Consider the following 25,211-nt stretch of genomic DNA (forward strand, 5'->3'; position numbering starts at 1 on the left):
TCTCTTTTAATCTTCCGCCTAACACTCCTAAATTACCCTCAACAAAAACACTATTACCCAACCCCCCGCTATCCCTATCGGTGGCGACAGCTGTCGCCACCGACCACGGCGGGGCTGCCCTCAACGCCCTTGGGGGCAGCCGCTTTCCGGACCCGTACGGGTGCTCAGTCGCGCATGTCCTTGACGCGGCGCAGCTTGCCCACCGACCGCTCCAGCGTCTCCGGGTCGACGACGGCGACCTCGACACTCACGCCGATCGCGTCCTTGATGCCCCGAGTGATGTCCTTGACGGCGGCCTCGCGCTGCGCGGGCGCGCTGGTGGGCCGCGCCTCCACATGGACGGTCATGTGGTCCATCCGGCCGCGGCGGCTGAGCTGGATCTGGAAGTGCGGGGCCACCGCGGGCGTGCGCAGCACGATCTCCTCGACCTGGCTGGGGAAGACGTTCACCCCGCGCAGGATGATCATGTCGTCGCTGCGCCCGGTGATCTTCTCGATCCGGCGGAAGCCGGGCCGGGCGGTGCCGGGCAGCAGCCGCGTCAGGTCCCGGGTGCGGTAACGGATGATCGGCAGCGCTTCCTTGGTGAGCGAGGTGAAGACCAGTTCGCCGCTCTCGCCGTCGGCCAGCGCCTCGTCGGTCAGCGGGTCCACCACCTCGGGGAAGAAGTGGTCCTCCCACACGTGCAGTCCGTCCTTGGTCTCCACGCACTCCTGCGCGACGCCCGGGCCGATCACCTCGGACAGCCCGTAGATGTCGACCGCGTGGATGTCCAGCCGCTCCTCGATCTCGCGGCGCATCTCCTCGGTCCAGGGCTCGGCGCCGAAGATGCCGACCCTGAGCGAGGTGGAGCGGGGGTCGACGCCCTGGCGCTCGAACTCGTCGAGCAGGGTGAGCATGTACGAGGGCGTGACCATGATGATCTCGGGCTTGAAGTCCTGGATGATCTGCACCTGGCGCGCGGTCATGCCGCCGGAGGCGGGGATCACCGTGCAGCCGGCCCGTTCGGCGCCGTAGTGGGCACCCAGTCCGCCGGTGAACAGGCCGTACCCGTACGAGACATGGACCTTGTGGCCGGGGCGGCCGCCCGCGGCGCGGATGGAGCGGGCCACCACGTCCGCCCACATCGAGAGGTCGTTCTCGGTGTAACCCACCACGGTCGGGCGGCCCGTCGTGCCGCTGGAGGCGTGCACGCGCCGCACCTGGTCCATGGGCACGGCGAACATGCCGAAGGGGTAGGTGTCCCGCAGGTCTGCTTTTGTGGTGAACGGGAAGCGGGAGATGTCCTCCAGGGACGTGCAGTCCTCGGGGGTCACCCCGGCTGCGTCGAACTTCCTGCGGTACAGCTCGACATGGTCGTAGGCGTGCCGCAACGTCGTGCGCAGCCTGGTGAGTTGGAGCGCCCTGACCTCCTCGCGCGACATCCGCTCGGCGTCGTCGAGGAGTGCCTCGGGGAGCGGGTCCCCGCGGCGGGCCCCCAGGGGCGTGATCACTTCGCTGCTCATTGCGGCTCCTCATGTTGTGTGCTGCGGAGGGTGCGACTGCGGCCGCGGAACTCAGCGATCACTTCGTCACCGCGCAGGACACTCACGTCGTAGATGCCGCTACGGCCGAACCGGATGCGCTTGCGCGCGGTGGCCACCAGGACGTCGCCCTCGTGCGCGGGGGCGATGAAGTCGACATCGGCGGCCGCGGCGACGGTCACGGGTCCGTGACTGTTGCAGGCGCAGGCGAAGGCCGAGTCCGCGAGGAGGAACAGGTAACCGCCATGGGCGATCCCGTGTCCGTTGACCATGGCGGGCGTCACGGTCATCCGCAGTACGGCGGTCCCTTCGCCGTACTTCACCAGCTCGATCCCGAGCCGGCGTGATGCCTGATCCGCGGCGAACATCTGCTCTACGGGGCCAGGTGCCTGGGTCGTCATTTCCACCACCTTGTGGACCGACCGAACATTCGGTTAGCGTGCGACACGGCCAAGTAATCCAGCAAGACCCCTGCATGTCAAGAGGCGGATCGCAGGCCACCCAGCCGCCCCCGTTCACCGATGCCGAGGAGCCCGCCTGATGTCCGACGTCTATCTCGTCGACGGGGCCCGTACCCCGCAGGGCCGCTACGGCGGCGCCCTGGCCTCCGTACGCCCCGACGACCTCGCGGGCCTCGTCGTCGGCGAGGCCGTCCGCCGCTCCCGCGTCCCCGGCGAGGCCGTGGACGAGGTCATCCTGGGAGCCGCCAACCAGGCGGGCGAGGACAACCGTGACGTGGCGCGGATGGCCGTGCTGCTCGCCGGGCTCCCCCACACCGTGCCCGGCTACACCGTCAACCGCCTGTGCGCCTCGGGCCTCACCGCCGTGGCCTCGGCCGCCCAGGCGATCCGTGCCGGCGAGGCGGACCTCGTGGTCGCCGGGGGAGTGGAGTCCATGACCCGGGCGCCCTGGGTGATGGAGAAGCCCGGCACGCCCTGGGCCAAGCCGGGCCAGGTGCACGACACCGCGCTGGGCTGGCGGTTCACCAACCCGCGCTTCACCGCCGCGGACCGGGCCGTGCCCGCGGGAGCCGACCCGCAGACCACCAAGCTCACGCTGACCATGGGGGAGACCGCGGAGGAGGTCGCCGCCCTGGACGGCATCACCCGCGCCGAGTCCGACGCCTTCGCCCTGCGCAGCCACCAGCGCGCCGTGGCCGCCCGGGACGGGGGCCGCTTCGACCGCGAGATCGTGCCGGTCCCGGTGGGCGACGGCGAGGTGACCCGGGACGAGGGCCCGCGCCCCGCCACCACGCTGGAGAAGCTGGGCTCGCTGCGGACCGTCTTCCGTAAGGACGGCATCGTCACGGCGGGCTCCTCCTCACCGCTCTCCGACGGCGCCGCCGCACTCGTGGTCGCCAGTGCCGTAGCGGTCGACCGCTACGGGCTCACGCCCCGCGCGCGGATCGTCGCCTCCGCGTCGGCCGGCGTACAGCCCAACCTCATGGGCCTTGGCCCGGTACCGGCCAGCGAGAAGGCCCTGGCCCTGGCCGGCTGGGAGGTCGGCGAGCTGGACGCCGTGGAGCTCAACGAGGCGTTCGCCGCCCAGGCGTTGGCGGTCGTCCGCCGGCTCAAGCTGGACGAGGACAAGGTCAACGCGGACGGCGGCGCCATCGCGCTCGGCCATCCGCTGGGCTGCTCCGGCGCCCGCATCCTGCTGACGCTGCTCGGCCGCCTGGAGCGGGAGAACGGCCGCCGCGGCCTGGCCACCCTGTGCGTGGGCGTCGGCCAGGGCGTCGCCCTGCTCGTGGAGCGGGTATGACGGCCACGAACGGTGGCACGGGTACGACGGCCACGCACGATGGAGCCGGTATGGCGGCCGAGTCCGAACTCCGTTCCTACGAGACCCTGTTGGTGGAGGAACGCGCCGACCGGGTCGTCGTCACCCTGCACCGCCCCGAGGCTCGCAACGCCATCAGCGGCCGCATGATCACCGAACTGCACCAGGTGTGCGAGCAGTTGGAGCGCGACCCGAAGCTGCTCCTGCTGACCGGCCACGGCGGTGTCTTCGCGGGCGGCGCCGACATCGCCGAACTGCTGGAGCGCGGTCGCGACGAGGCCCTTCAGGGCATCAACAGCCGCCTGTTCGAGCGGGTGCGGCGGCTGCCCATGCCGACCCTCGCCGCCGTCGACGGCTGGGCCCTGGGCGGCGGCGCCGAACTCGCCTACGCCTGCGACCTGCGGATCGCCGGCCCCGACGCCGTGTTCGGCAACCCCGAGCCGGGCCTCGGCATCATCGCCGCGGCCGGTGCCTGCTGGCGGCTGCCCGAGCTGGTCGGCGAGTCGGTGGCCAAGCAGATCCTGCTCGCGGGGCGTCAACTCGACGCCCGGGAAGCACAGTTGACGGGCCTGGTCATGGACGTCGTACGGGCCGAGAAGCTCTTGGAAGAGGCGCACGCGCTGCTCGACCGGATGGCGCGCCAGTCGGCCGCGGCCCTGCGGCTGACCAAGCTCGTCGTCGACTCGCCCGGCGCGCACCCCGTCGCCGACGACCTGGCCCAGGCCGTGCTGTTCGAGGGCCAGGACAAGAAGGACCGTATGACCCGCTTTCTCGAACGAAGGAGTCGCGCATGACCTCGGCACCCAAGACCGTCGGAGTCATCGGCGGTGGTCGGATGGGCGCGGGGATCGCCCAGGCCTTCGCGGCCGCGGGTTCGGTGGTGACCGTGGTGGAGAGCGGGACGGAGGCCGCCGCCGCGGCCCTGGAACGGATCGGCGCCGGGCTCGGGCGGGCCGAGGAGCGCGGTCACCTCGGGGAGTCCGCGGAGCGCGTGATCCGGCGCGTCACCGTCGTGGACACGGTCGGTGACCTGCACGCGGACACCGAGCTGGTCGTGGAGGCCGTGCCCGAGGACGCCGCGCTCAAGGCGCGTGTGCTGAAGGCGGCCGAGGAAGCGGTCGGTGGTACGACGGTGCTCGCGACCAACACCAGTTCGCTGTCGGTCGCCGATCTCGCCGCCGTACTGGACCGGCCCGAGCGCTTCCTGGGTATGCACTTCTTCAACCCGGTGCCCGCCTCCGCGCTGATCGAGATCGTGGTCGCCCCCGGCACCGCCCCGCACACCGTCGAGGCCGCACTGGAGTGGACCAAGGCGCTGGGCAAGCAGGACGTCGTCGTCAAGGATTCCCCGGGCTTCGCCAGCAGCCGGCTCGGTCTCGCCCTCGGGCTGGAGGCGATCCGGATGGTCGAGGAGGGTGTCGCCGCGCCCGAGGCCATCGACGACGCGATGCGGCTCGGCTACAAGCACCCCATGGGTCCGCTGCGGCTCACGGACCTCGTCGGGCTCGACGTGCGGCTCGCCATCGCCGAGTATCTGCACGCCACCCTCGGTGAGCGGTTCGCGCCGCCGCGGCTGCTGGTCGAGAAGGTGGCGCGCGGGGAACTCGGGCACAAGACGGGACAGGGCTTCTACACGTGGTGAACGGCCGCATCCGCGGAACCCGGGGCGCAGAGCTTGCCAGCCCGTGGGGGGTTCACCGTATGATGAACCGAACGAATGGTCGGTAGGGGAAAGGTGGTAGTGATGGCCACGGCACACGCAGCAGCGTCACCCGACAGCGACGCCGTGCAGGAGCTGGAGTCGCAGTTCGACGCGACGATCGCACGCGACCAGCGGATCGAGCCGCGTGACTGGATGCCGGAGGGCTACCGCAAGACGCTGGTCCGGCAGATCGCCCAGCACGCCCACTCCGAGATCATCGGCATGCAGCCCGAGGGCGAGTGGATCACCCGGGCGCCCTCGCTGCGCCGCAAGGCGATCCTGTTCGCGAAGGTCCAGGACGAGGCGGGCCACGGGCTGTACCTGTACTCGGCGGCCGAGACCCTCGGCATCGACCGGTCGGAGCTGACCGAGCGGCTGCTCGAAGGGCGCCAGAAGTACTCCTCGATCTTCAACTACCCCACGCCCACCTTCGCCGACGTCGGCGTCATCGGCTGGTTCGTCGACGGCGCGGCGATCTGCAACCAGGTTCCCCTGTGCCGCAGTTCGTACGGACCGTACGCGCGCGCCATGGTCCGCGTCTGCAAGGAGGAGTCCTTCCACCAGCGCCAGGGCTACGAGTTGCTGCTGACGATGATGCGCGGCACCCAGGAGCAGCGGGACATGGTGCAGGACGCGGTCGACCGCTGGTGGTGGCCCTCGCTGATGATGTTCGGTCCGCCCGACGACGACTCGCCCAACTCGGCCCAGTCGATGGCCTGGAAGATCAAGCGGCACAGCAACGACGAACTGCGCCGGCGCTTCGTCGACATGACCGTGCCCCAGGCCGCCAAGCTCGGCGTGACCCTGCCCGACCCCGAGCTGCGCTGGAACGAGGAGCGCGGCCACCACGACTACGGCACCCCCGACTACTCCGAGCTCAAGCGGGTGATCAGCGGCGACGGCCCGTGCAACACCGAGCGGATGGAGCGCCGGCGGTCCGCCCACGAGGAGGGCGCCTGGGTCCGCGAGGCCGCGAGCGTCCACGCCGCCAAGCAGGCGGCCCGGGCCCGCGAGGAGGCGGCGGCATGAGCGACACGCAGAACAAGAAACACGAGTGGCCGCTGTACGAGGTGTTCGTGCGCGGCAAGCGCGGACTCAACCACGTCCACGTCGGCTCGCTGCACGCGGCGGACGACCAGATGGCCCTCACCCACGCCCGCGACCTCTACACCCGGCGAAACGAAGGCGTCAGCATCTGGGTCGTGCGCTCGGAGCACATCTCCGCCTCCACCCGCGACGAGAAGGACCCCTTCTTCGCGCCCAGCGCCGACAAGGTCTACCGGCACCCGACCTTCTACGACATCCCCGACGATGTCCCGCACATCTAGGAGCCGGGTATGAGCGACGACCACGTCTACATGACCCTGGCCGAGGGGCACGACGACAGCGACGCCCGCTGGGCGTTCGGCACCGGCTTCGAGGACCCGCTGCACGGGGTGGACACCACCGTCCCCGAGGGCGTCGACGCCGTCGAACTGGCCGCGCTGTGCACGGCGTTGGGCGACGACGCGCTGGTCCTGGCCCAGCGGCTGGCCGAATGGGTCACCCGGGCACCGGAGTTGGAGGAGGAGGTCGCGCTCGCCAACATCGGCCTCGACCTGCTCGGCCAGGCCCGGCTGCTGTACGCGCGCTGCGGCCAGGTCGACGGCACCGGGCGCGGCGAGGACGCCTACGCCTACTTCCGCGACGCCGACGACTTCCGCAACGTACGCCTGGCCGAACTGCCCAACGGGGACTTCGCGTTCTCCATCGTGCGGCTGCTGGTGCTGTCCTGCTGGCGCCTCGCGCACTTCGTCGAACTGTCCGCCGCGCCCGACCCGGTGCTCGCGGCCATCGCCGCCAAGGGCGTCAAGGAGCTCACCTACCACCGGCAGTACGCCGCCGAGTGGGCCGTGCGCCTGGGCGACGGCACGGAGGAGTCGCACGCGCGCATGGTGGCGGCGCTGGAGTCGCTGGCGCCGTACTGGGAAGAGCTGTTCGCCGCGCACGACGTGCGTGCTGCCGTGCTGGGAGACCTCCGGCAGGTCCTCGACGCGGCCGGACTCCCTTTGCCGCAGGCCGAGTTCCTGCCTGGGTCCGGCCGACAGGGCGCGCACACCGACCATCTCGGGCCGCTCATCACCGAGTTGCAGAGTGTCGCCCGCGCTCACCCGGAGGCGACATGGTGACCGTCCTGGACGACGTCCGACGCGCCCGGCACCTCGCCGAACAGGTGCCGGACCCGGAGCTGCCGATGCTCACCCTGGCCGATCTGGGTGTCCTGCGGTCCGTCACGATCGAGGACGACGGGACGGTCGTCGCGAGCCTCACGCCGACCTACTCGGGCTGCCCGGCCATGGCCGAGATGCGCGCGGGCGTCGACGCGCGGCTGCGCGAGGCGGGCTTCGACCGGGTCGAGATCCGTACGGTCCTGGACCCGCCGTGGTCCAGCGACTGGATCACCGCCGCCGGGCGCCGCAAGCTCGCCGAGCACGGCATCGCCCCGCCGACACCGGCCCCGAGGCACTCGGCGGGCCCCGTCCCGCTGAACCTGTCGCCGACCCGGCGCACGATCCCCTGCCCGCGCTGCGGTTCGGTCGACACCGAGGAGACCTCGCGCTTCGCGGCCACCTCCTGCAAGGCGTTGTGGCGCTGCCGCAGCTGCCAGGAGCCGTTCGAGTACGTCAAGGAGATCTGATGGCAGAGGTGATGACACCGACCGCCGGTGCCCCCGCGACGACCGTGCGTCGGCGCCGGGCGGCGTTCCACCCGCTGCGGGTCGCCGCGGTGGAGCGCCTGTGCGAGGACGCGGTCGCTGTCAGCTTCGAGATTCCGGACGCGCTCGCGGACGAGTTCGCCTTCAGCCCCGGCCAGTCGCTGACCCTGCGCCGTGACGTCGAGGGCCGCGACGAGAGGCGTTCGTACTCGATCTGCTCGCCGGCGGGCGCACCGCCGCGCATCGGCGTCCGGGAGGTCCCCGAAGGGCTCTTCTCCTCCTGGCTCGTGCACGAGGTCAGGGCGGGCGACACCGTCGAGGTCATGGCCCCCATCGGAGTCTTCACCCCCGACCTCACCGCGCCGGGCCACCATGTGCTCATCGCGGCCGGCTCGGGCATCACCCCCATGATGTCCATCGCCGAGTCGGTCCTGGCCGCCGACGACCGCTCCCAGGTCACGCTCTTCTACGGCAACCGGCGCACCGACACGGTGATGTTCGCCGACGAGCTGGCCGACCTGAAGGACGAGTACCGCACCCGCTTCCAGCTCGCCCACGTCCTCTCCCGCGAACCCCGCGAGGCCGACCTCCTCTCCGGCCGCCTCGACGGCGACCGCCTCGCCGCCCTCGTCGACGGCCTGGTCGACGTCAAGGGCGTCGACCACTGGTGGCTGTGCGGCCCGCACGGAATGGTCCTCGACGCCCAACAGGTCCTCGCCACCCTGGAGGTGCCCGGCGAACGGGTCCACCAGGAGCTCTTCTACGCCGATGAGCCGCCGCAGCCCGTCCACCACGAGGACAAGGTGCTCAGCGGGCCGGTCAGCGAGGTCACCGTCACCCTCGACGGCCGCTCCACCACCGCCGGACTCTCCCGCGAGAGCACACTGCTCGACTCCGCCGCCCGCATCCGCCCCGACCTCCCGTTCGCCTGCAAGGGCGGGGTCTGCGGCACCTGCCGGGCGCGGATCACGGACGGCGAGGTGGACATGCGCCGCAACTACGCCCTCGAACCCGCCGAGGTGGACGCCGGCTATGTGCTGACGTGCCAGTCCTTCCCGGTGTCCGAGAAGGTGACGGTCGACTACGACAGCTGAGGGCCGCGCACACCGAGGGCGGTCACTTGCGCAGCTTCTGGTCCAGGAACCCGGTGATGATGCCCATCACCTCCTGCGTGGACCAGGGCAGCCCCGCCTTCGGGTCGCCGAGGTACGACATGTCCCCGTGGTCGGCGCCCTTGATGACGTAGCGCGTGGCTTCGACTCCCTTGGCCTTGAGGGCGTCCAGCAGGATCAGCGACTGGCTGGGGGAGATGATCCGGTCCTTGTCCCCCTGGAGCAGGATGAAGGGGGCTGAGGTCGGACTCAGGTAGGTGGCGGGGTTCGCCGCCTTGTTCGCGGCCGGGTCCGTGACGACGGTCTTCTCGGATCCGGGGCCGAAGACATAGGCGTTGAGGAAGCTGCCGGGGGCCAGGTCCTGCTCCCTGGTCGCCGCGTCGAAGTCGTCGGCGATCTTCGCGAGGTCCGAGGCGCCGAACTCGTCGACCACGGCCTGGACATCGCTGCTCTCGTCGAGGTCGTCCCCCGAGACGAAGTCCTTCGTCCCGCTGGTCGCGCCGACCATGGCCGCGAGATACCCGCCGGCCGACTGGCCCCAGACAGCCACCTCGGTCGTGTCGATCCCGTACTCGCCGGCGTGGGCGCGCAGATAGCGGATGGCGCTCTTCACGTCGGCGACGCCGTCCTTGTAGGTGGATCCTGTCGTCGTCGTGCGGTACTGGATGCTCGCGACGGCGTATCCCTGCTCGGCCACGTAGGTGCGCTCGCCGAGGTTGGCCGACTTGTCCGCCATCACGAAGCCGCCGCCGGTGATGTAGACGACCAGGGGCTTCTTGCCGGACGTCTCGGGCACCTGGAGATCCAGCTTCAGGTCGAGCCGCTTGCCGTCGGCCGTGGGGGACGCGTACGTGATGTCCTGGCGCAGGGTCACCTCGGTCCTGCCGCACTCGATCTGCGGGCCGCTCGGGGTGACGACGGTGCTGGTGCTCGTGTCGGTCTGCTTGACCGTCTTGGCCACGAGGATCGTCGCGGGGGAACTGCCGCTGGGAGCCGCGCTGGACGCCTCGGTGGACCGGTCCGTGCCGGCGGACTGCGGGCAGGCGCCGGTCTTCGCCAGGGCGGCGGCCGTCGCGGTCCGGGTGGGCGCGGTGGACCCTCCGGAGGAGCACGCCGTGGCTCCCAGACCCAGCAGCGCGATCCCCGCGACCACGCCGCATGTGCTGCGCGCGACCATGTGAGCTCCTTCTCTGAGCGGAGTAAAGGCTTCCGCTTAGAGAACGTATGGCCGCCGGGGCGTGCGTGCGGGGTGCGCGTAGCCCATCCGGTGGCGGGCGCCGGCGCTGGCTCGCTACTCGGGTTCCGGCGCGGGTCTGGCCAGTCCCATGAGCTGCTCGACCAGTTCATTGCCCAGGCAGGGGGTGGTCAGCGGCGGATTGTCGGGGCGCTGCCTGAGGCCGTTGAGGAGGATCTCGATGTAACGGCGCCAGATGTCCGGCCGCTTGCCCTGGGTGAACTGGGAGGCCTGACTCAGCATGTTCACCATGACGGGGATGTCCGAGGGATGGACCTCCTCGCGCAGCTGCCCGCTCTCCTGGGCCCGGCGGATCAGCTCCTCGAGAAAGGGGAGCATCCCACCGCGCGCGGTCTCCAGGGGCGCGGAGCTGTGGCTGCCCAGCATGATCACTTCGTGCAGGCCGCGGTTCTCGGCGAGGTCGGCCGTCATCAGCATGAGGAAGTCGACGAGGCCCTGCCAGGGGTCGGGCTGCGCGAGCGCGTCCTCGGCCGACTGCTGCCGGATGGCCAGGTCCTGCTCGAACAGGGCACGCACCAGTGCTTCCTTGGTGGGGAAGCGGCGGTACACCGTGCCGACACCGACTCCGGCATGGCGGGCCACGTCGTCGAGGGTGACCCCGAGCCCGTGCCGGCCGAAGACCTCGCGGGCGGCGTGCAGAATCCGTTCCCGGTTCAGGGCGGCGTCCCGCCTCAAGGGGCGGCCGTCTTCCGGCGGCGTACTTCCCCGGGAACTCTCAGTCATAACCGTATGGTAACCCCGTTGATCACACCCCAGTGATCACCGCCGGTCAGGCGCCCCGGATATGATCGCCGCATCCTGGCGCGACGGCGCGCACCGGGGAACCCCGCTTGTGCGAAGCCAGTTAATCCACGGAGTAGCGGTGACCCACGACCCAGCAGCTGTGAGCGAGTTCGAGCCGTTCGTGGACGCGGCACGTCTGCGTCGTGATGTCGAGTTCCTCAGTGCCCACCCACGCAGCCGGCGCCGGGATCCGGGCCTCATGATGCGCGCCGAGTCGTATGTGTCCGAGGAGTTGGCCACGGCCGGCTGGCAGGTGGAGCGGCAGCCCTTCGATCTGCGCTGGCGGCTCGGTGCGACCGACCAACAGGGCCACCGCGCGCTCGCGTTGAAGCCGCGACTGCACCGACGGCTCCAAGGGGCCAACCTCGTCGCGTCGTTGCCCGGAGCCGACAACACCGCCACCGTGGTGATCGGGGCGCACCTCGACAGTGTCGAGGGCAGTCCGGGCGCCGATGACAACGCGTCAGGAGTGGCCGCCGTACTGGAGATCGCACGCCTGCTGGGCCGGCTGCCCGTCGCGCCCTCGGTGACCCTCGCGGTGTTCGACATGGAGGAGCTCGGCCTGATCGGGGCGCAGCATGCCGCGCGTCAACTCACCTACCGGCAGCGGGTGTTGGGGATGATCTGCCTCGAATCGGTCGGCTACTTCGTGGACGAGCCCGACACCCAGAGCCTCCCGGCCGGCTTCGCCACCGCCTTCCCCGCGGCCGCCGCGGCCACCAAGGCCAATGACTCCCGGGGGGACTTCGCCCTCGTCGTCCACCGCAGGACCTCCGTCGCCGCCGCCAGGTCCTGGGAGCGGGCCGCCGCCGCGACCTCGGCCGCGCTGCCGAGCATCCTGCTGCGCGACCCGAGGCCCGACGGACTCCTGGGCATGCTCATCGGGTTGGCGGTCCCGCCGGCCAACCACCTGGGCCGCAGCGACCACGCGCCCTTCTGGAACCGCCGGATCCCCGCGCTCATGCTGACGGACACGGCCAACTTCCGGAATCCCCACTACCACCGGCCCACCGACGTCACCGACACACTCGACTTCCGACGTCTGGCCGCGGTCGTCGCGGCCACCGCCACCACCGCGGTGAACTGGGTCTGACCATGTGCACTGGCAAACCGCCGGGCCGACCGAGGGCGCGGGACATGTGAGTCCTGTGACGGCCGAGGTGTCAAGGGGAGACGTTCAACGGTTGCCCTGGGCACGGTCTTTCGTGGGCAAAATTCCATCCGTACAGCTCCCTTGACACCGGGTGCACGGCTCCCTTTACTTACCAATCACCAAACGACCAATCGTTCGGTCGGTTGGTCTTCAGCCGGTTGGAAGGGCCCGGGCGCCACCGTGTCCCCGCCTTCCGTCGGTCAGTACTGGCGCTGCCGGTTCACCCACCCCGTGACCCTTCGCTTCGGCGCGCATTCCTCTCCCCAAGCCCCGTTGAACAGCGTCTGCGGCACCGCTCACCCTGTCAGGAGACAAAAGTGACCATCGACCGAAATCTGTCCGAGGCGGTCACGCCACAGCGGGTCCGTCCGCTGCGGGTGGCCACGGCCAGCTTCATCGGAACGGCCATCGAGTGGTACGACTACTTCATCTACGGCATGGCCGCGGCCATCGCGTTCGGGCCGCTGTTCTTCCCGACCGTCTCCCCGGCGGCGGGCACCCTGGCCTCGTTCGCCACGTACTCGGTCGGATTCGCGGCCCGGCCCATCGGCGGCATCGTCATGGGTCACTTCGGTGACCGGGTCGGCCGCAAGTCGATGCTGGTGATCTCCCTGCTCACCATGGGTCTCGCGACGGTGGGCATCGGCCTGCTGCCCACCTACGCCACCATCGGCGTCTGGGCGCCGGTCCTGCTGGTCACCCTGCGTTTCATCCAGGGTCTGGGGGTCGGCGGCGAGTGGGGCGGCGCGGTCCTGATGGCCGTCGAACACGCCCCGGACCGCAAGAAGGCCTTCTACGGCAGCTTCCCGCAGATGGGTGTGCCGGGCGGGCTCATCATCGCCAACCTGGTCTTCCTCGGACTCACCACCAACCTCAGCAGTGACGCCTTCCTGTCCTGGGGCTGGCGGGTGCCGTTCCTCGCGAGCGCCGTCATGGTCATCGCCGGTCTGGTGATCCGGCTGACCGTCTCCGAGAGCCCCGACTTCGAGGCGGTCAAGCAGACCAGGTCCGAGCAGCGGATGCCCCTGCTGGTCGTGGTGCGGGAGAACTGGCGCGAGGTGGGCCTGTCCGCCGGTGCCTTCATCGGGATCAACGCGGTCGGCTACATCTTCATGGCCTATCTGCTGGCCTACACGACCGCGGGGCTCGGACTGAACCGCAACCTCATCCTCACCTTCACCCTCATCGCCTCGTTCGTGTGGCTGGTGGTCATCCCCTGGGCCTCGGCCTACTCGGACCGCAACGGCAAGCGCGGAGTGCTGATGGTCGGCTCCGTCGGCCTGGTCGGCTGCGCGGTCATCCTGTTCCCGCTGGTCGACACCGCGAAATCGCCGCTGATCCTGCTCGCACTGCTGGTGACGGCGGTGTTCATGGGCCTGGTCTACGGCCCGATAGCCGCGCTGTTCTCCGGACTCTTCAAGGCCGAGATCCGCTACAGCGGGGCCTCGCTCGGCTACCAACTGGGCGCGATCCTCGGCGGCGGCCTCGCCCCGACCGTCGCCACCGCCCTGTACGACAACTGGAAGTCGACCACGCCGATCACCGTCTATCTCACCGGGGTGACCCTGATCAGCCTCGCCTGCGTCTGGGTGCTCATGCGCAGGGAACGGGCCGACCTCACGTAGCGGCGCTCCGCGGGCCGGGGGACCGCAGCCCGTCGAAGACCAGCGAGGTCACCGCATCGGCGAGGACCGGCATGGGAAGGTCACCGTCCGGCCGGTACCACTCGGTCAGGGAGTTGACCGTGCCGAAGATCAGCCGGCTCGCCAGATGCGGATCGATGTCCGCGCGGATGCCTCCGTCCCGCGCCGCCAGGACGACCAGCTCGGCGACGCGGTGGTCGAACTCGCGCCTGCGCTTCAGTGCTCGCTGTTCGGTGGCACTGTTCCCGTGCACCCTCAACAACAGCGTCACATAGGGCAGTTCGGCTGCCAGAACCCGCACGCTGCCGCGCACGATGTGCTCAAGCCGGGCGGTCGGCCCCAGCGCGGCGGCTGCGGGTTCGTCGAGGAGGGCGAACAGGGCGTCCAAGGCCCGGCTCACAGCGAGTCCGAGCAGCTCCTCCTTGCCGGAGACATGGTGGTAGATGCTGGATTTGCTCAAGCCGAGCCGCTTGGCCAGTTCTTCCATGCCGGTGCCGTCGTAACCGCGTTCGTTGAACACCTCGACCGCGATGTCCAGAATCGATTCGCGGTCGTAGTTGGGTCTGCCGCGGCGACCCCGGTCCTGTGCTGACACGTCGTTCACGAACCCATTGTGGCAAGGTCGCCGTCCAGGGCTTCCCGGCATGAAGAAGTGGAGATATATTCTCCACATGATGGTCGAGGGGAGAAGTCCATGGCGGCATCCAGACCTGCCGGCCCGCTCGCCCGAGCACTGGGAGCACTCCACACCAAGGTCATGGGACTGCCTCCGGCCCGTACCCGGTATCGCGTCCGCTCGGCGCTGCGCGTGCCGACCCGTGACGACGCCGAACTGCTCACCGATCACTACATGCCCGACGGGGAGGCCAGGGGCACGGTACTGATCCGGTCCCCGTACGGCCGTGGTGTTCCGGTGAACTGGATGCAGGGCCGGATGCTGGCCGCCCGCGGCTATGACGTCCTGGTGCAGAGCGTCCGCGGCACCGCCGGATCGACGGGCACCCTGCGGCCGTTCGTCCAGGAGGCCGAGGACGCGCAGGACACCGTGGCCTGGCTGCGCACCCAGCGATGGTTCGACGGACGGCTCGCGACGTTCGGCGGGTCCTACTCCGGCTGGGCCCAGTGGACCCTGCTGCAGGATCCGCCACCGGAACTGCGGGGCGCGGTCGTCGCGGTGGGCCCGCACGACATCCAGAAGGCGCTCTACGGCACCGGCGCTCTCGCCCTCTCCGACTTCCTCACCTGGAGCGCGACGGTCGGGGCTCAGGGGGACGGCGGACTGCGGGGACTGCGCGCCCAGTTGGCCGCGCGTCGGCAACTGGCCGCCGCCTGGGGGGAGTTGACCCCCGAAGCCGCTGCCGCCTCGGTGCTGAAGGGCGACGCGGCCGACTGGTTCGCCGAGTGGCTCGACCATCCCGACGCGGACGACCCGTTCTGGACCGACTACCGGGCCGACTCGGCGCTCGACCACGCCGACGTACCGGTCCTGCTGGTCGGCGGCTGGCACGACGTCTTTCTCGACCAGACCGTCCACCAGTACCAGACGCTCCGCCGGCACAACCAGTCCGTCACCCTGACCATCGGCCCATGGACCCACATGGACACCGCGGCCAAGGCGGCCCGGGTCATGGACCCGCAGTTGCTGCGCTGGCTCGACCGGCACCTGGCCGGCGACAGGACGGCCGCCGAAGCTCCCGTGCGGATCCACCACACCGGTGCCCGGACCTGGCTCGACCTGCCCGACTGGCCCCCGCCCGGAACCGAACGGACGCTGTGGCCACGACGGGACGGCGGCCTGGGCCCGCGCCCGGACGAGGGGGCGGTCGGGTTCCGCTACGACCCGGCGGACCCCACCCCCGCGGTGGGCGGCCGGCACATAGCCACCAAGTCGGCCACGGTCGACAACAAGGACCTCGAACAGCGCCCGGACGTCCTCACGTTCACCACCGACCCACTCACCGACCCCGTCGACGTCATCGGCACACCCACCGCCGAGTTCGAACTCACCCTCGACCACCCGCACGCGGACATGTTCGTCCGACTGTGCGACGTCGACCGGCGCGGTCACTCGCACGTCGTCACCGAACGCTTCGCCCGACTGCGCCGGGCCCCGCGCGAAGTCACCACGGTCCGGCTGGAGTTGGGGGCCTGCGCCCACCGGTTCGGCACCGGCCACCGACTGCGGCTGCAACTCAGCGGCGGCGCCTACCCACGCTTCGCCCGCAACCCCGGGACGGACACACCTGGGGGCTTCGCCACTGTCACCTATCGCCTGGGTCTCGGCGGCTCGGTGCTCACTCTTCCTGTGCCGAAGGCGACACGGTGACCGGGCCCGACACCTCCGGCGTGGTGTAGAAGACGGACGAACCCTGCTTCGTCCGCTGCACATGACTCCTGGCGACCAGCCCTTCGAGGGTGGTACGCACCACGGTCGTCTTGATGGTCCGGTCCGGGTGCCGCTCACTGAGCGCGGTGGTGATCTCGGCCGCCGAACGCGGCTCGCCCTCGGCCTTCAGGAACTCGCGGATGACGCTGACCAGCGTCGGCTGAGCACTCGCCGAGCCGCCCGAGCCCTTCTTCGCCGCGGCCTTACGAGCAGTTGCGCCGGCCTTCTTACGAGGTGAGGGCGCCGCCGCCTTGGCGGTCGAGGTGACGCCGAGTGCCGTCTGTACGTTGGTCAGCACCGCATGATCCTGCTGCAGCGTGGCCAACTGCTCCTGAAGAGCGGCGATGTCGGCGCCGACGCGCTCCTGCTCCTTGAGGTTGCTCTCCAGATCCCCGGCCACCTGAGCGGCGTACTGCGAAGTCAACCCGGAAACCCCAGGGGTGGTTTCGGACATAACGCTCACAACCCTTCCTGAATGTCGCCACCTGTGAGGGCGACGGCAGTTACTGCTGCAAGCCTGATTCGCTCGATACTACGGAACGAGTCGGCCGGCTTCGGCGCCTTGGTCCTCCGTGTGGGGGAGGTCCTGCGGCAGCAGCAGGGTCAGGGCCTCCAGGTCCGGGCTGGCGATGCTGCCGAGACGGCCCGCCTGCCGGGTCATCATCGACTCGACCAACTGCCGGGCCAACCGGGCGTTGCCGAACGAGCGGTCACGCGGCAGACCGTCCAGGTAGGCGTGCAGGGCCGTCAAGGTGGACGGGGCGCACTTGTAGCCGGCGCCGACGGTCATCTCCCTGACTATCTCCAGCAGTTCGGCCGTCGAGTAGTCCTCGAACCGCACATGACGGGAGAAGCGGGAGGCCAGGCCGGGGTTGGACTCCAGGAACCGCCGCATCTCGTGCGGGTAGCCGGCGACGATCACCACGACCTCGTCGCGGTGGTCCTCCATCAGCTTCAGCAGGGTGTCGACCGCTTCCCGGCCGAAGTCCTGCGGCGCGTTCTCCGGAGTGAGGGTGTACGCCTCGTCGATGAACAGCACCCCGCCCAGGGCCTTCTCGAAGGCCTCGGTGGTGAGTTGGGCGGTGTGGCCGATGTAGCGGCCCACCAGGTCGGCCCGCGCGACCTCGACCAGCTGGCCGCGCGGCAGCACTCCGAAGGAGCGCAGGAGGTCGGCGTAGAGACGGGCCACGGTGGTCTTGCCGGTGCCGGGCGGGCCGGAGAAGACCAGGTGGTGACTGACCTTCGGGGTGGGCAGACCCACCGCCTGCCGTTGCTGGGTCGTGGTCAGCAGGTCCAGGATGCCGCGCACCTCGCGCTTGACCGCGCCCAGGCCGATCATGCCGTTCAGCCGGGCGAGCACGTCGGAGTCGCCGGGCGCGGCCTGGCCGCCGCCGCGTACCTCGGCCGCCTCCGCCTCGCCCACGTCCTCGGGCAGGATCAGCAGCAGATCGGCCTCGGTCGCCTCGGGCAGCGAGGCCAGCCGGAACGACTGCCGGTCCACCATCTCCTCGAACACCCGGCGCGCGGCACGGCCGTTGCCGAAGGTCGCGTCCCGCCGCATCCGGCCGAAGTGCAGATGCAAAGCCTGGAGCGCCAAAGGGTCCAGGACATAGCGGTGCGAGGCGCACATGTTCTCGGTGATGGTGACCAGTTCGTCCACCGAGTAGTTGGTGAAGTCGATGGTGCGGGTGAAGCGGGAGGCCAGGCCCGGGTTGGCGGCCAGGAAGTCCTGCATCTCCTTGGAGTAACCCGCCACGATCACCACGACCTCGTCGCGGTGGTCCTCCACCAGCTTCACCAGGGTGTCGATCGCCTCCCGGCCGAAGTCGGCACCCGAACCCTTGCTGTCCGACAGCAGGGTGTACGCCTCGTCGACGAACAGGACACCGCCCAGGGCCTGTTCGAAGACCTCGGTGGTCTTGATCGCGGTGCCGCCGATGACCTGGGCGACCAGGTCGGAGCGGGACACCTCGACGATGTGCCCGGAGGACAGCATGCCGAGGTCGGCCAGGATGGAACCGTAGAGCCGGGCCACGGTGGTCTTGCCGGTGCCGGGCGGGCCCGCGAAGACCAGATGGCGGCTCATCGGCGGTGCGGGGATGCCCAGTTCGGCCCGGCGCTGCGCCAACCGGCCCAGGTTCACCAGGGTGTTGACCTGGTGCTTGACACCGGCGAGACCGACGAGGGCGTCGAGTTCGGCGAACGGCCCTTCTGGCTCCGCGGGTTCACCGGTTCCCTCGCCACCCCCGGAGGTGGTCTCACTGCCCGGGGCCGCGCCCGGCCAGACGTCCGCCTTGCGGTTGTCCGCACTGGTCAGCTCGGACACCGTCAGCCGCGGTCCCGGCTTGCCGGCCCGCAGCCCCGCACCCTTGTTGGCGCGGGCCGCGCACGCGGTCACCGAGACCTGCTCACCGCTGTCGATCCGGATGCCGTCGCCGCCGTTCTCCGAGGCCTCGCAGCCGTTGAGCGTGGCCCGGGCACCGGCGGCCACCTGCACGCCGTGCTTGCCGGATCCCGTCACCCGCAGCCGCATCAGCGCCAGTTCGCCGCCGTCCTCCACGCTCACACCGGTGTCGGTCGAGTCGGTCACCTCGCAGTCCCGCAGCGAGCCGAGGCCGCGGGCGCCCACCGACACCCCGGACTTGCCGGCGCCGCGGATCACCGAGTTGCCGACATGCGGATTGCCGTGCCCCTCGGTCCGCAGGCCATGGCCGCCGGCCGACTCGACGGTGCAGTCCTCCAGCCGGCCACGGCCGTCCTCGGCGACCTGCACGCCGGGACCGCGGCTGCCGGTGATCAACGCCCGGCGCAGCAAGGGGTTCGCGCCGGAGCGGATCGACACCCCGATGCCGCCGGTGTCGGCGACCGTCAGCCGGTCGAACTCCGGGGCGGCCTCGTCGACCACCTGCACCCCGATGCCCGCGCAGTCGGCGACCCGCACCCCGACCAGCACCGGCGCGCTCGACTCGCCCACGTGCACGCCCGGTTCGGCCGCACCGGTGAACTCGCAGTCCGTGTACGTACCGCGGGACCGCTCCGTGATCACCAGCCCGCCGCCACCGGTGCGGACGCCACTGCACGAGCGCACCTGCGGATCACTGCCCGCCGCCACGACGAAGCCGTGCCCGGTCGTGCCGTCGACCCGGATGTCGTCCAGCGCGACCCGCGCCGAACTCGCCACGTACACACCGATCGCGCCGCCGTGCACCTCGACCCGCGCCACCGACACGGAAGTGCCGCCCTCAAGTGCCAGCGCCGGCTTGTCCGTCGAGGAGATCTCGCAGTCCTCCACCGACCCGCGTGAACTGCCGTTCGCCAGCAGGCCGTTGCCGCGCGCGTCCCGCAGCGTGCAGCCGCGCACGGTGGCCCGGCCGCCCTCGCTGATCACGACGGCCGAGGTGCCCAGGTGCTCCACCACACAGTCCTCGATGATGCTGCCCGCGGCGGCCGTCTCCACGATGCCGGCCCCGACCGGGTTGGTGACCCGGCAGTTGCGCATCGCCAGCGATCCGGTGGCCCGGCTCAGTACGGCCGTCCAGCCGCCGCCGATCACCTCGCAGCCGTCCAGCGCGACCTGACCGCGGACCGCGTCCACCACCGGGAGGTCGCCCTCGCCGGCCCGCAGCACCAGATCGGTGAGCATCACCGCGTCGGCGGCGAGAGTGATCGCGCTGCCGCGCACCGGCTCGATCCGCACCGAGCCGCGGGGGCCCTCGGCGACGAGCGTGACCCGGGTTCGAACGGTCAGCGCCTCGGCGTAACTCCCGGGCAGGAGCCTGATCACGGCGCCGGAATGAGCCCGGGCCAGTGCTTCTCCGATCGTCCGGAACTCGCCCGTGCCGTCCTGGCCTACGGTCAGAAGCTGGCGTGCCACGGGCCGGTCCTCCTCAGTTTTCGGTGCTGCTGGTTGCTTGCGGGGGCGCGTCGCCCGTCAGGATGGCGAACATCCTGTCGGCGACCGACGGGGTCGTTTTGAGCGGCGGCGGCTCCGGCGCCGCGCTCCGTGCGACGGGCTCGTCCGGGGGCTCGGCCCGCCGGAACAGCTCCGGATGCAGTCGGAGTATGTCGCCTGCGAGCGTGCCGTCCTCGGCAAGCGGAAACATTGCCACCAGGCCACCGGGCACGTCCACCCGGAGCTCGCGGCCCGGATGATCCGCGGGAGTGAGGACGACCCGCACGTGGAAGCGGTAGTAGCGGAAATTCCGGGTGCCCTCCTTGTTCTTCTCGTCCGTCTCCGCGATCGCCGCCGACAGCTTCTCGTCGTTGAGCACGGTACGTTCGAACGGCATCCGCCCGAGCAGGGTCACGTCGCTCGCGGCCGTGCCGCCGCCCTCCGGGCCGACCCCGTGGTACCAGCCCTTGGACCGCTCGGCCACCGTCTCCTCGTCGGCGTCGTCCTGCCGGTAACGGCGGGCCTTGTGCTTGAGGTTGTCCGTCGCGGGCGTGACCGACCGGCCGTCGGACAGCTCGAACCCGACCGTCACCTTCCGTCCGCCCACCGTCACTTCGTAGTCGCCCCTGAGCAACGCCTCGATGTGCGGGCGGAGTTGGGCATGGCTGGTGCGCTGGATGTAGCGCAGGCCCGCGGTGGTGGTGTGGTCGATGCCCGGCACCTCCCACGGCCGGTCCCCCTCGGCGAAGGGCGTCTCGTGGCCCGCCCGGTGCGCGGCCACCTTGGCCCACCGGTGCACCGCGGCGGCGGCCGGCACGTCCCAGGGGTGCAGGTTCTCCAGCAGCGCCTGGTGAGGGCCCTCGCGATGCTCGGGAGTGTCCGCCCAGCCCAGGAAGCGGCCGTGCGCGCGGACGAACGGCGGCTCGGACGCGGCCGGTTGCTCGTCCCGCGGCGTGGTCAGGTACTTCGGGACGATCAACCTGATGTCGCCCGCCACGAGGTCGTTGTCGCCGCTGTCGTGCCAGTCCCAGGGCCGGGCGCCGTACCGGACCCCGTCCAGCGGCTCCCGGACGCCGAACCGCTTGGCCACGGCGGCGCTCAGTTCGTAGGCACCCGTGACGGGAAGCGCGAGGAGCTTGAGGAACTCCGGCATCTCGCGGGTCGTGCCCAGCTCGATCCGGAAGTGGACTGCGTGCTCGAACTCCTCCGTGCCGCCCTTGACGTTGGCACGGTAGATGGAGATGTCCTTGGCGAGCCGCTCCTCGCCCCGGACGAGCTTGCCGAGCCAGCCGCCCGCGTAGTCCAGGCCGCCGTGCGCCTGGTGGGAGGTCTCGCCGTCGTGCGTGCCGCCGCGGACGGCGACCGCGACGCCGGCACCGACGTTCCGGCTGACCTTCTCCACCTCCTTCTTCTCGCCGGTGGACTCGCCGCGCAGCGTGAGGTCGACATCCGGTCGCGACCGGTGGCTGTGTGCCTCGTCCATCCGCTCGGCGGTGACGTTCACCCACAGGTACTTCGTGGCACCGGCGAAGGTGCGGATCGGCAGCCAGGTCCACAGGCCGGTGTCGAACAGCGCGCCGGTCTGCGCCTTCATCGCCTCGGAGCGGTAGACCGAGCGCAGCGCGCGCAGCAGGACGTGCTGCTCGTACACCGACCGCTCGCCGGCGGCATTGCGGCCGGTGGGCAGGACTCCGCGCGCCTGCAACCGGCGCACGATGGTGTCCAACACGTCGTCGGCGCGCAGGACTTCCGTGTGCGCGGCGGTCAGGGGGAGACGGTCGCTGACGTAGACGCGTGACGGTGGCGCGGGCACGGATGCCGAGGTGCTCGCCGTGGGGACGGGTGCGGGGGCGGTCGCCTCCGCCGCGGCCGGATCCGGAGCCGGTCGCTGCGCGTCCTGTCGTACGACGACGATGTCCTCGACGCGGCGTTCCGGGACGAGCAGGTCCATGCCGTCCTCGACGGTCAGTTCGGCGTGCCGCTCCTCAACCCGGCCGCCCTTGCGGCGGTGCACGGTGAGGTGGAAGACGGGGTCGGTGCGGAAGGTCACCTTGTCCCCGCCGTACGTGGCCCGGGTGATCTCGATTGAGCCGTCGCTGACCTCCTGCGAGGCGGTCCAGTCCCTGCCGATGCCGGCGTTCGCCATGAGGGTGACGCGGCCACCGGGCGCGGCGCCGTGATGCTCGCTCTCCACGGTCCCCTCGCCCCCGTCCTCGCCGCTGTCGCTCCGCTCGGAGCCGAACCGGATCTGCGGGCCGAGGCCGGCCTGCAGGCCCACCCCCCATGTCCTGCCGCGCTCGGCGGTGTGCCGCTTGACCGCCTGCGAGTACTGCTCGATCTCGGTCTCGCGCCCGAGTCCCGGCAGTTCACGCGGGTTGCCGACCGTCAGCCTGAGCGTGAGCGTGGTCGTCCAGCCGTCGCGCTCGGGCAACGCGACGGTGTGCCCCCACTTGTCGGTCAACATGCCGAAGTACGCGGCGAGTTGGTCCGGCCGGGTCGGCGTGAGGAACTCCTTCGGCATGTCGGCGAAGCTCCGGCCCCATCCGTCGGGCAGGTGATGCACCGCGGCGTACAGGGACGCGGCCAGCTCCGCCAGTTCCGGCATCACGCGGAACGCCGGGTACAGCCCGGAGGAACCGGCACGGAAGTCGAGCGTGCGCTGCGGCTCCGTCGGCGCGGGGGCCGCCGCCGAGGGCCCCTCCTCGCGCACGGCACCCTCGCCGGGCAACTCCGGCAGGGACTCGCGTACATGCTGCGCGGGCACCACGACCTGCGCGACCACGTCCGCGTCCCGCCCGACCCACCAGTGTTGCGCGGTCGTCCCGGCACCGCCGTCCAAGGGGCGCAGCGTCTGCTCGTACACGATGTTGTAGACGTGCTCGTGCACCTCCTTCACGTCCTCCACGCGCCGATACGTCTTGGAGGTGCCGGCGAAGCCCTCGCCCTCGCTGCGGGCGTACTTGCCCTGGATGCGGAAGCCGCCGAACTGGAGCCGGACCAGCGGACCGATGCCGACCCGGGTGCCCGCGCCGCCGCCGAGACCCAACGACCACTTGGTCTCCCGGCCTGCGGCCACCGACTCGCCCACCGCGGCACGGGCGTTCACCGTCATGTCGTACCGCCGGTGCGTGAGGTGCTCGAACAGGTGGGCGCGTACGCCCAGTTCGAAGCGGCGGCCGTCGTAGGTGATCTCCTGCTTGATGCCGGCCAGGAGCGCGCTGAGGTCGCCTTCGAGGGAAGGGCGGCCGAAGAAGGTGGCGAGCCGGCTGTCGGCCGCCGCCCCGCCCTTGACCGGGTGGTGGCCGGTCGTCGGCTGCCACCAGCCGAGGAACCCGGTGCGATGTCCGGTCAGTTCCTGAAGCTTCCGGCGGAAGGCGTCCTCGACCAGTTCCGCGCCCGGCAGCGCCCCGGCGACCGCGTATCCGAGGCCCTTGCGGGTGGCGAGCGCCAGCGACTCGTACGGCCGCGCGGACAGGTCGGGGCGGGGCGGTGCCGCGGCCGACTCGAAGTCGACCGCGGCGATGTCCAGCAGCGCGCGCACATGCGGCTGGGCGGCCACGGGCGGCTCCCACACCCTGGGCGCGTCGGCGTCCGCCGACAGCTTGGCGGCCGCCGCGTGGGTGGTCACGTACGGGGAACGGACCTCGCCCAGCACCCGTGTCTCGAAGTCCTCCGCTCCCAGACCGTTGCGCCAGGGCACGCCCAGATCGGCGGTCACGGCGCTGGTCACGGTCCGCAGATCCGGGTGGGTGCGGGAGTTCCAGTCCAGGGTCACCCGCAGCACGGTCCGGTAACGCGCGTGGTCCTCGGTGGAGTTGAGGACGGTGTGTGCCAGGGCCTGCGAGGTGACGTTGTAGTCCCAGCTCCGGCTGAAGCCCACCGTGGCGTTGAGCAGCGGGCCCATGCCCTTGGTGCTGGACCCCGCGTGCGACTGGGCCAGTTCGGGGGCGACCAGGCCCGCCAGGTTGAAGCCGGCGCCGAGCGCGGCCGCGCTCTCGCCGCCGCGCCCGGTCGCCGCCGACAGACCGCCGCCCAGGTCGTCGCGGACGGTCACCATGGGCGTCACCTGGAGGAACTGCACACTCTCCACGGCCATCCGGACCCGGAGATGGCCGGTGAACAGACCGGCCCCCGGCAGGTCCCGGCCCTCCCGGATCTTGGGTGTCGCGTCACCGCTCGTCAGCCACCACCGGCCGCGGTTGCGGGCGGTGCGCTCGTTCAGCACGATCTGGGCCTTAGCGACCACATCCTGCGCCATCCGGGCGTTCATGCGCTGCTCTCCCCGCAGGCTCCGCTGCAACTCAGCGGTCAGATCGGTGAGATCGATCGCGTTGAGCACCTCGCCGGCCCGCCGGGGCCGCTGCCTGCCGGTGCCCCGCGGGTCGTGCGCGTCTCCCAGGGGACCCGGCCGGGGTTCGCTCGAAGTCGCGTAGTTCTGGGGAAAGTTGACACCCAGTCCACGCGCGACCGTGCCTGGCCGGGCCGGATCCCGGAGCCGCTGTTCCGCTCCGTCCACGAAGATCCGGAAACGGACACCGCCCGTGAACTCCCTGGTGTCGCTGACGAACAGCTTGCGGCCCGTGATCACGTTCCGCTTGTCGCCGGTGGTACGGCTCGACGACGAGTCGGCGCTGAACTGCGGGGCGCCCACCACGATCGCCGACAGCGCGGCCGAGCCGGCGTTGATCCCGGTGAACAGCGCGATGTCGCCGGAGTGGGCCACGATCCTGGTCCTCGCCTGCTGCGAGGACGTCGAGTTGAAGCTCACCCCGTACTTGCGGACCGCGTCCTTGGGACCGTCCTCGACCTCCTTGGCCGTGACGTCGGCCAGCAACGGCCGCAGCCAGACCAGCCGTTCGCCGGCCACCAGCAGCTTGCCCTTGAGCAGGACGTCCAGCATGTGCTCGGCGGAACCGGCCGGTTGGGCGCCCCACTCGTGCAGCATCTGCCCGACGGCGGTCCGGATGGCGGTCCGGGTCGACTCGGGGACATCGCGTCCGAAGCGGAACGCGTCCACGACGGTCCTGGCGGCATCGGCGGCCCGCTGCTCGTCCCACTGCGGGACGTGGGTGACCTCGGCCTCGCCGAGCATGCCGTTGTCGACGTACCAGGGGGTGCGGGTGGCGGTGGCCGCGGTGCCGGTCGCGTCGGCTGCCGGGTCGGTGTCGACCGGCGCGACCTCCGGCGTCCGCGCGGGCGGCGGTGCGAGTTCGATCTCGATTCGCGCAGCCCGCCGAAGGAGATGACGTCACCGTTGCCCAGCTCGGTCGCCGACGGGTACCAGTGACCGT

At 70.9% G+C, this 25,211-nt stretch carries 19 protein-coding genes; 11 read left to right on the forward strand and 8 right to left on the reverse strand.

The window, feature by feature from the left end:
• Nucleotides 1-164 precede the first annotated feature (164 nt).
• Together paaK and paaI are read right to left on the reverse strand one after the other, a co-directional pair.
• The gene (gene paaK, locus ACWDR3_RS37910) at nt 165-1,502 is read right to left on the reverse strand and encodes a phenylacetate--CoA ligase PaaK (protein ID WP_450357129.1); all 1,338 of its coding nucleotides are present in this window, start codon (nt 1,500-1,502) and stop codon (nt 165-167) included.
• Entirely contained in the window at nt 1,499-1,921 is a 423-nt protein-coding gene (gene paaI / locus ACWDR3_RS37915) for a hydroxyphenylacetyl-CoA thioesterase PaaI (protein WP_450357130.1), read from the reverse strand. Before paaI ends, paaK begins: the two co-directional genes overlap by 4 nt.
• 136 nt (nt 1,922-2,057) lie before the next feature.
• Between paaI and ACWDR3_RS37920 the strand changes: the two genes are divergently transcribed.
• The 8 genes from ACWDR3_RS37920 (at nt 2,058) to paaE (ending at nt 8,790) form a co-directional block, all read left to right on the forward strand.
• Nucleotides 2,058-3,281, forward strand: coding sequence for a thiolase family protein (locus ACWDR3_RS37920; protein ID WP_450357144.1), 1,224 nt, complete (start codon nt 2,058-2,060; stop codon nt 3,279-3,281).
• 50 nt (nt 3,282-3,331) lie between these two features.
• Nucleotides 3,332-4,093, forward strand: coding sequence for an enoyl-CoA hydratase/isomerase family protein (locus ACWDR3_RS37925; RefSeq protein WP_450357145.1), 762 nt, complete (start codon nt 3,332-3,334; stop codon nt 4,091-4,093).
• A complete protein-coding gene (locus ACWDR3_RS37930) occupies nt 4,090-4,941 on the forward strand; it encodes a 3-hydroxyacyl-CoA dehydrogenase family protein (protein WP_450357131.1) in 852 nt (283 codons plus the stop codon). The genes ACWDR3_RS37925 and ACWDR3_RS37930 overlap by 4 nt, the downstream gene beginning before the upstream one ends.
• A 102-nt stretch (nt 4,942-5,043) precedes the next feature.
• Nucleotides 5,044-6,030, forward strand: coding sequence for a 1,2-phenylacetyl-CoA epoxidase subunit PaaA (gene paaA, locus ACWDR3_RS37935; RefSeq protein WP_450357132.1), 987 nt, complete (start codon nt 5,044-5,046; stop codon nt 6,028-6,030).
• A complete protein-coding gene (paaB, locus tag ACWDR3_RS37940; RefSeq protein ID WP_450357133.1) occupies nt 6,027-6,329 on the forward strand; it encodes a 1,2-phenylacetyl-CoA epoxidase subunit PaaB in 303 nt (100 codons plus the stop codon). Before paaA ends, paaB begins: the two co-directional genes overlap by 4 nt.
• 9 nt (nt 6,330-6,338) lie before the next feature.
• Nucleotides 6,339-7,169 carry a 1,2-phenylacetyl-CoA epoxidase subunit PaaC gene (gene paaC, locus ACWDR3_RS37945; protein WP_450357134.1) on the forward strand — a complete coding sequence of 277 codons (831 nt, stop codon included), beginning with the start codon at nt 6,339-6,341 and terminating at the stop codon, nt 7,167-7,169.
• Nucleotides 7,163-7,678: a 1,2-phenylacetyl-CoA epoxidase subunit PaaD gene (gene paaD, locus ACWDR3_RS37950; RefSeq protein WP_450357135.1), complete on the forward strand. Its 516-nt coding sequence runs from the start codon at nt 7,163-7,165 to the stop codon at nt 7,676-7,678. The genes paaC and paaD overlap by 7 nt, the downstream gene beginning before the upstream one ends.
• Before the next feature lie 11 nt (nt 7,679-7,689).
• Nucleotides 7,690-8,790 carry a 1,2-phenylacetyl-CoA epoxidase subunit PaaE gene (gene paaE / locus ACWDR3_RS37955; RefSeq protein WP_450357146.1) on the forward strand — a complete coding sequence of 367 codons (1,101 nt, stop codon included), beginning with the start codon at nt 7,690-7,692 and terminating at the stop codon, nt 8,788-8,790.
• A 22-nt stretch (nt 8,791-8,812) separates the two neighbouring features.
• On the opposite strand, the gene ACWDR3_RS37960 is transcribed toward paaE, so the two are convergent.
• A complete protein-coding gene (locus ACWDR3_RS37960; RefSeq protein WP_450357136.1) occupies nt 8,813-9,985 on the reverse strand; it encodes a prolyl oligopeptidase family serine peptidase in 1,173 nt (390 codons plus the stop codon).
• Between the two features lie 114 nt (nt 9,986-10,099).
• Nucleotides 10,100-10,786, reverse strand: coding sequence for a TetR/AcrR family transcriptional regulator (locus ACWDR3_RS37965; RefSeq protein ID WP_450357137.1), 687 nt, complete (start codon nt 10,784-10,786; stop codon nt 10,100-10,102).
• A gap of 139 nt (nt 10,787-10,925) precedes the next feature.
• Here ACWDR3_RS37965 and ACWDR3_RS37970 point away from each other — a divergent pair, with 139 nt between their 5' ends.
• Nucleotides 10,926-11,939 (forward strand): M28 family peptidase, encoded by a 1,014-nt coding sequence (locus ACWDR3_RS37970; protein ID WP_450357138.1) that lies wholly within the window; start codon nt 10,926-10,928, stop codon nt 11,937-11,939.
• Nucleotides 11,940-12,316: 377 nt separating this feature from the next.
• Nucleotides 12,317-13,624, forward strand: a complete 1,308-nt coding sequence (locus tag ACWDR3_RS37975; protein WP_450357139.1) for an MFS transporter — start codon at nt 12,317-12,319, stop codon at nt 13,622-13,624.
• Here the strand turns inward: ACWDR3_RS37975 and ACWDR3_RS37980 are convergent.
• Complete coding sequence (locus tag ACWDR3_RS37980) at nt 13,617-14,246, reverse strand: TetR/AcrR family transcriptional regulator (RefSeq protein WP_450357140.1); 630 nt, start codon at nt 14,244-14,246, stop codon at nt 13,617-13,619. The genes ACWDR3_RS37975 and ACWDR3_RS37980 overlap by 8 nt on opposite strands.
• 90 nt (nt 14,247-14,336) lie before the next feature.
• On the opposite strand from ACWDR3_RS37980, the gene ACWDR3_RS37985 reads away from it, so the two are divergent.
• Nucleotides 14,337-15,968: a CocE/NonD family hydrolase gene (locus ACWDR3_RS37985; RefSeq protein WP_450357141.1), complete on the forward strand. Its 1,632-nt coding sequence runs from the start codon at nt 14,337-14,339 to the stop codon at nt 15,966-15,968.
• On the opposite strand, the gene ACWDR3_RS37990 is transcribed toward ACWDR3_RS37985, so the two are convergent.
• The 3 genes from ACWDR3_RS37990 to ACWDR3_RS38000 form a co-directional block, all read right to left on the reverse strand.
• Nucleotides 15,937-16,452 carry a hypothetical protein gene (locus tag ACWDR3_RS37990; RefSeq protein WP_450357142.1) on the reverse strand — a complete coding sequence of 172 codons (516 nt, stop codon included), beginning with the start codon at nt 16,450-16,452 and terminating at the stop codon, nt 15,937-15,939. The two genes, ACWDR3_RS37985 and ACWDR3_RS37990, sit on opposite strands and share 32 nt — an antisense overlap.
• 108 nt (nt 16,453-16,560) lie before the next feature.
• Nucleotides 16,561-19,902 carry a right-handed parallel beta-helix repeat-containing protein gene (locus ACWDR3_RS37995; protein WP_450357143.1) on the reverse strand — a complete coding sequence of 1,114 codons (3,342 nt, stop codon included), beginning with the start codon at nt 19,900-19,902 and terminating at the stop codon, nt 16,561-16,563.
• Nucleotides 19,903-19,915: 13 nt separating this feature from the next.
• A complete protein-coding gene (locus ACWDR3_RS38000; protein WP_450357147.1) occupies nt 19,916-25,012 on the reverse strand; it encodes a hypothetical protein in 5,097 nt (1,698 codons plus the stop codon).
• Between the last annotated feature and the right edge of the window lie 199 nt (nt 25,013-25,211).

It is taken from the genome of Streptomyces sp. NPDC001002, from assembly GCF_053599215.1.

Coding starts and splice junctions, on each gene's coding strand:
- paaK (WP_450357129.1), bottom strand. CDS start 1,502: ATGAGCAGCGAAGTGATCACGCCCCTGGGGGCCCGCCGCGGGGACCCG.
- paaI (WP_450357130.1), bottom strand. CDS start 1,921: ATGACGACCCAGGCACCTGGCCCCGTAGAGCAGATGTTCGCCGCGGAT.
- ACWDR3_RS37925 (WP_450357145.1), top strand. CDS start 3,332: ATGGCGGCCGAGTCCGAACTCCGTTCCTACGAGACCCTGTTGGTGGAG.
- ACWDR3_RS37930 (WP_450357131.1), top strand. CDS start 4,090: ATGACCTCGGCACCCAAGACCGTCGGAGTCATCGGCGGTGGTCGGATG.
- paaA (WP_450357132.1), top strand. CDS start 5,044: ATGGCCACGGCACACGCAGCAGCGTCACCCGACAGCGACGCCGTGCAG.
- paaB (WP_450357133.1), top strand. CDS start 6,027: ATGAGCGACACGCAGAACAAGAAACACGAGTGGCCGCTGTACGAGGTG.
- paaC (WP_450357134.1), top strand. CDS start 6,339: ATGAGCGACGACCACGTCTACATGACCCTGGCCGAGGGGCACGACGAC.
- paaD (WP_450357135.1), top strand. CDS start 7,163: ATGGTGACCGTCCTGGACGACGTCCGACGCGCCCGGCACCTCGCCGAA.
- paaE (WP_450357146.1), top strand. CDS start 7,690: ATGACACCGACCGCCGGTGCCCCCGCGACGACCGTGCGTCGGCGCCGG.
- ACWDR3_RS37960 (WP_450357136.1), bottom strand. CDS start 9,985: ATGGTCGCGCGCAGCACATGCGGCGTGGTCGCGGGGATCGCGCTGCTG.
- ACWDR3_RS37965 (WP_450357137.1), bottom strand. CDS start 10,786: ATGACTGAGAGTTCCCGGGGAAGTACGCCGCCGGAAGACGGCCGCCCC.
- ACWDR3_RS37985 (WP_450357141.1), top strand. CDS start 14,337: ATGGCGGCATCCAGACCTGCCGGCCCGCTCGCCCGAGCACTGGGAGCA.
- ACWDR3_RS38000 (WP_450357147.1), bottom strand. CDS start 25,012: ATGCTCGGCGAGGCCGAGGTCACCCACGTCCCGCAGTGGGACGAGCAG.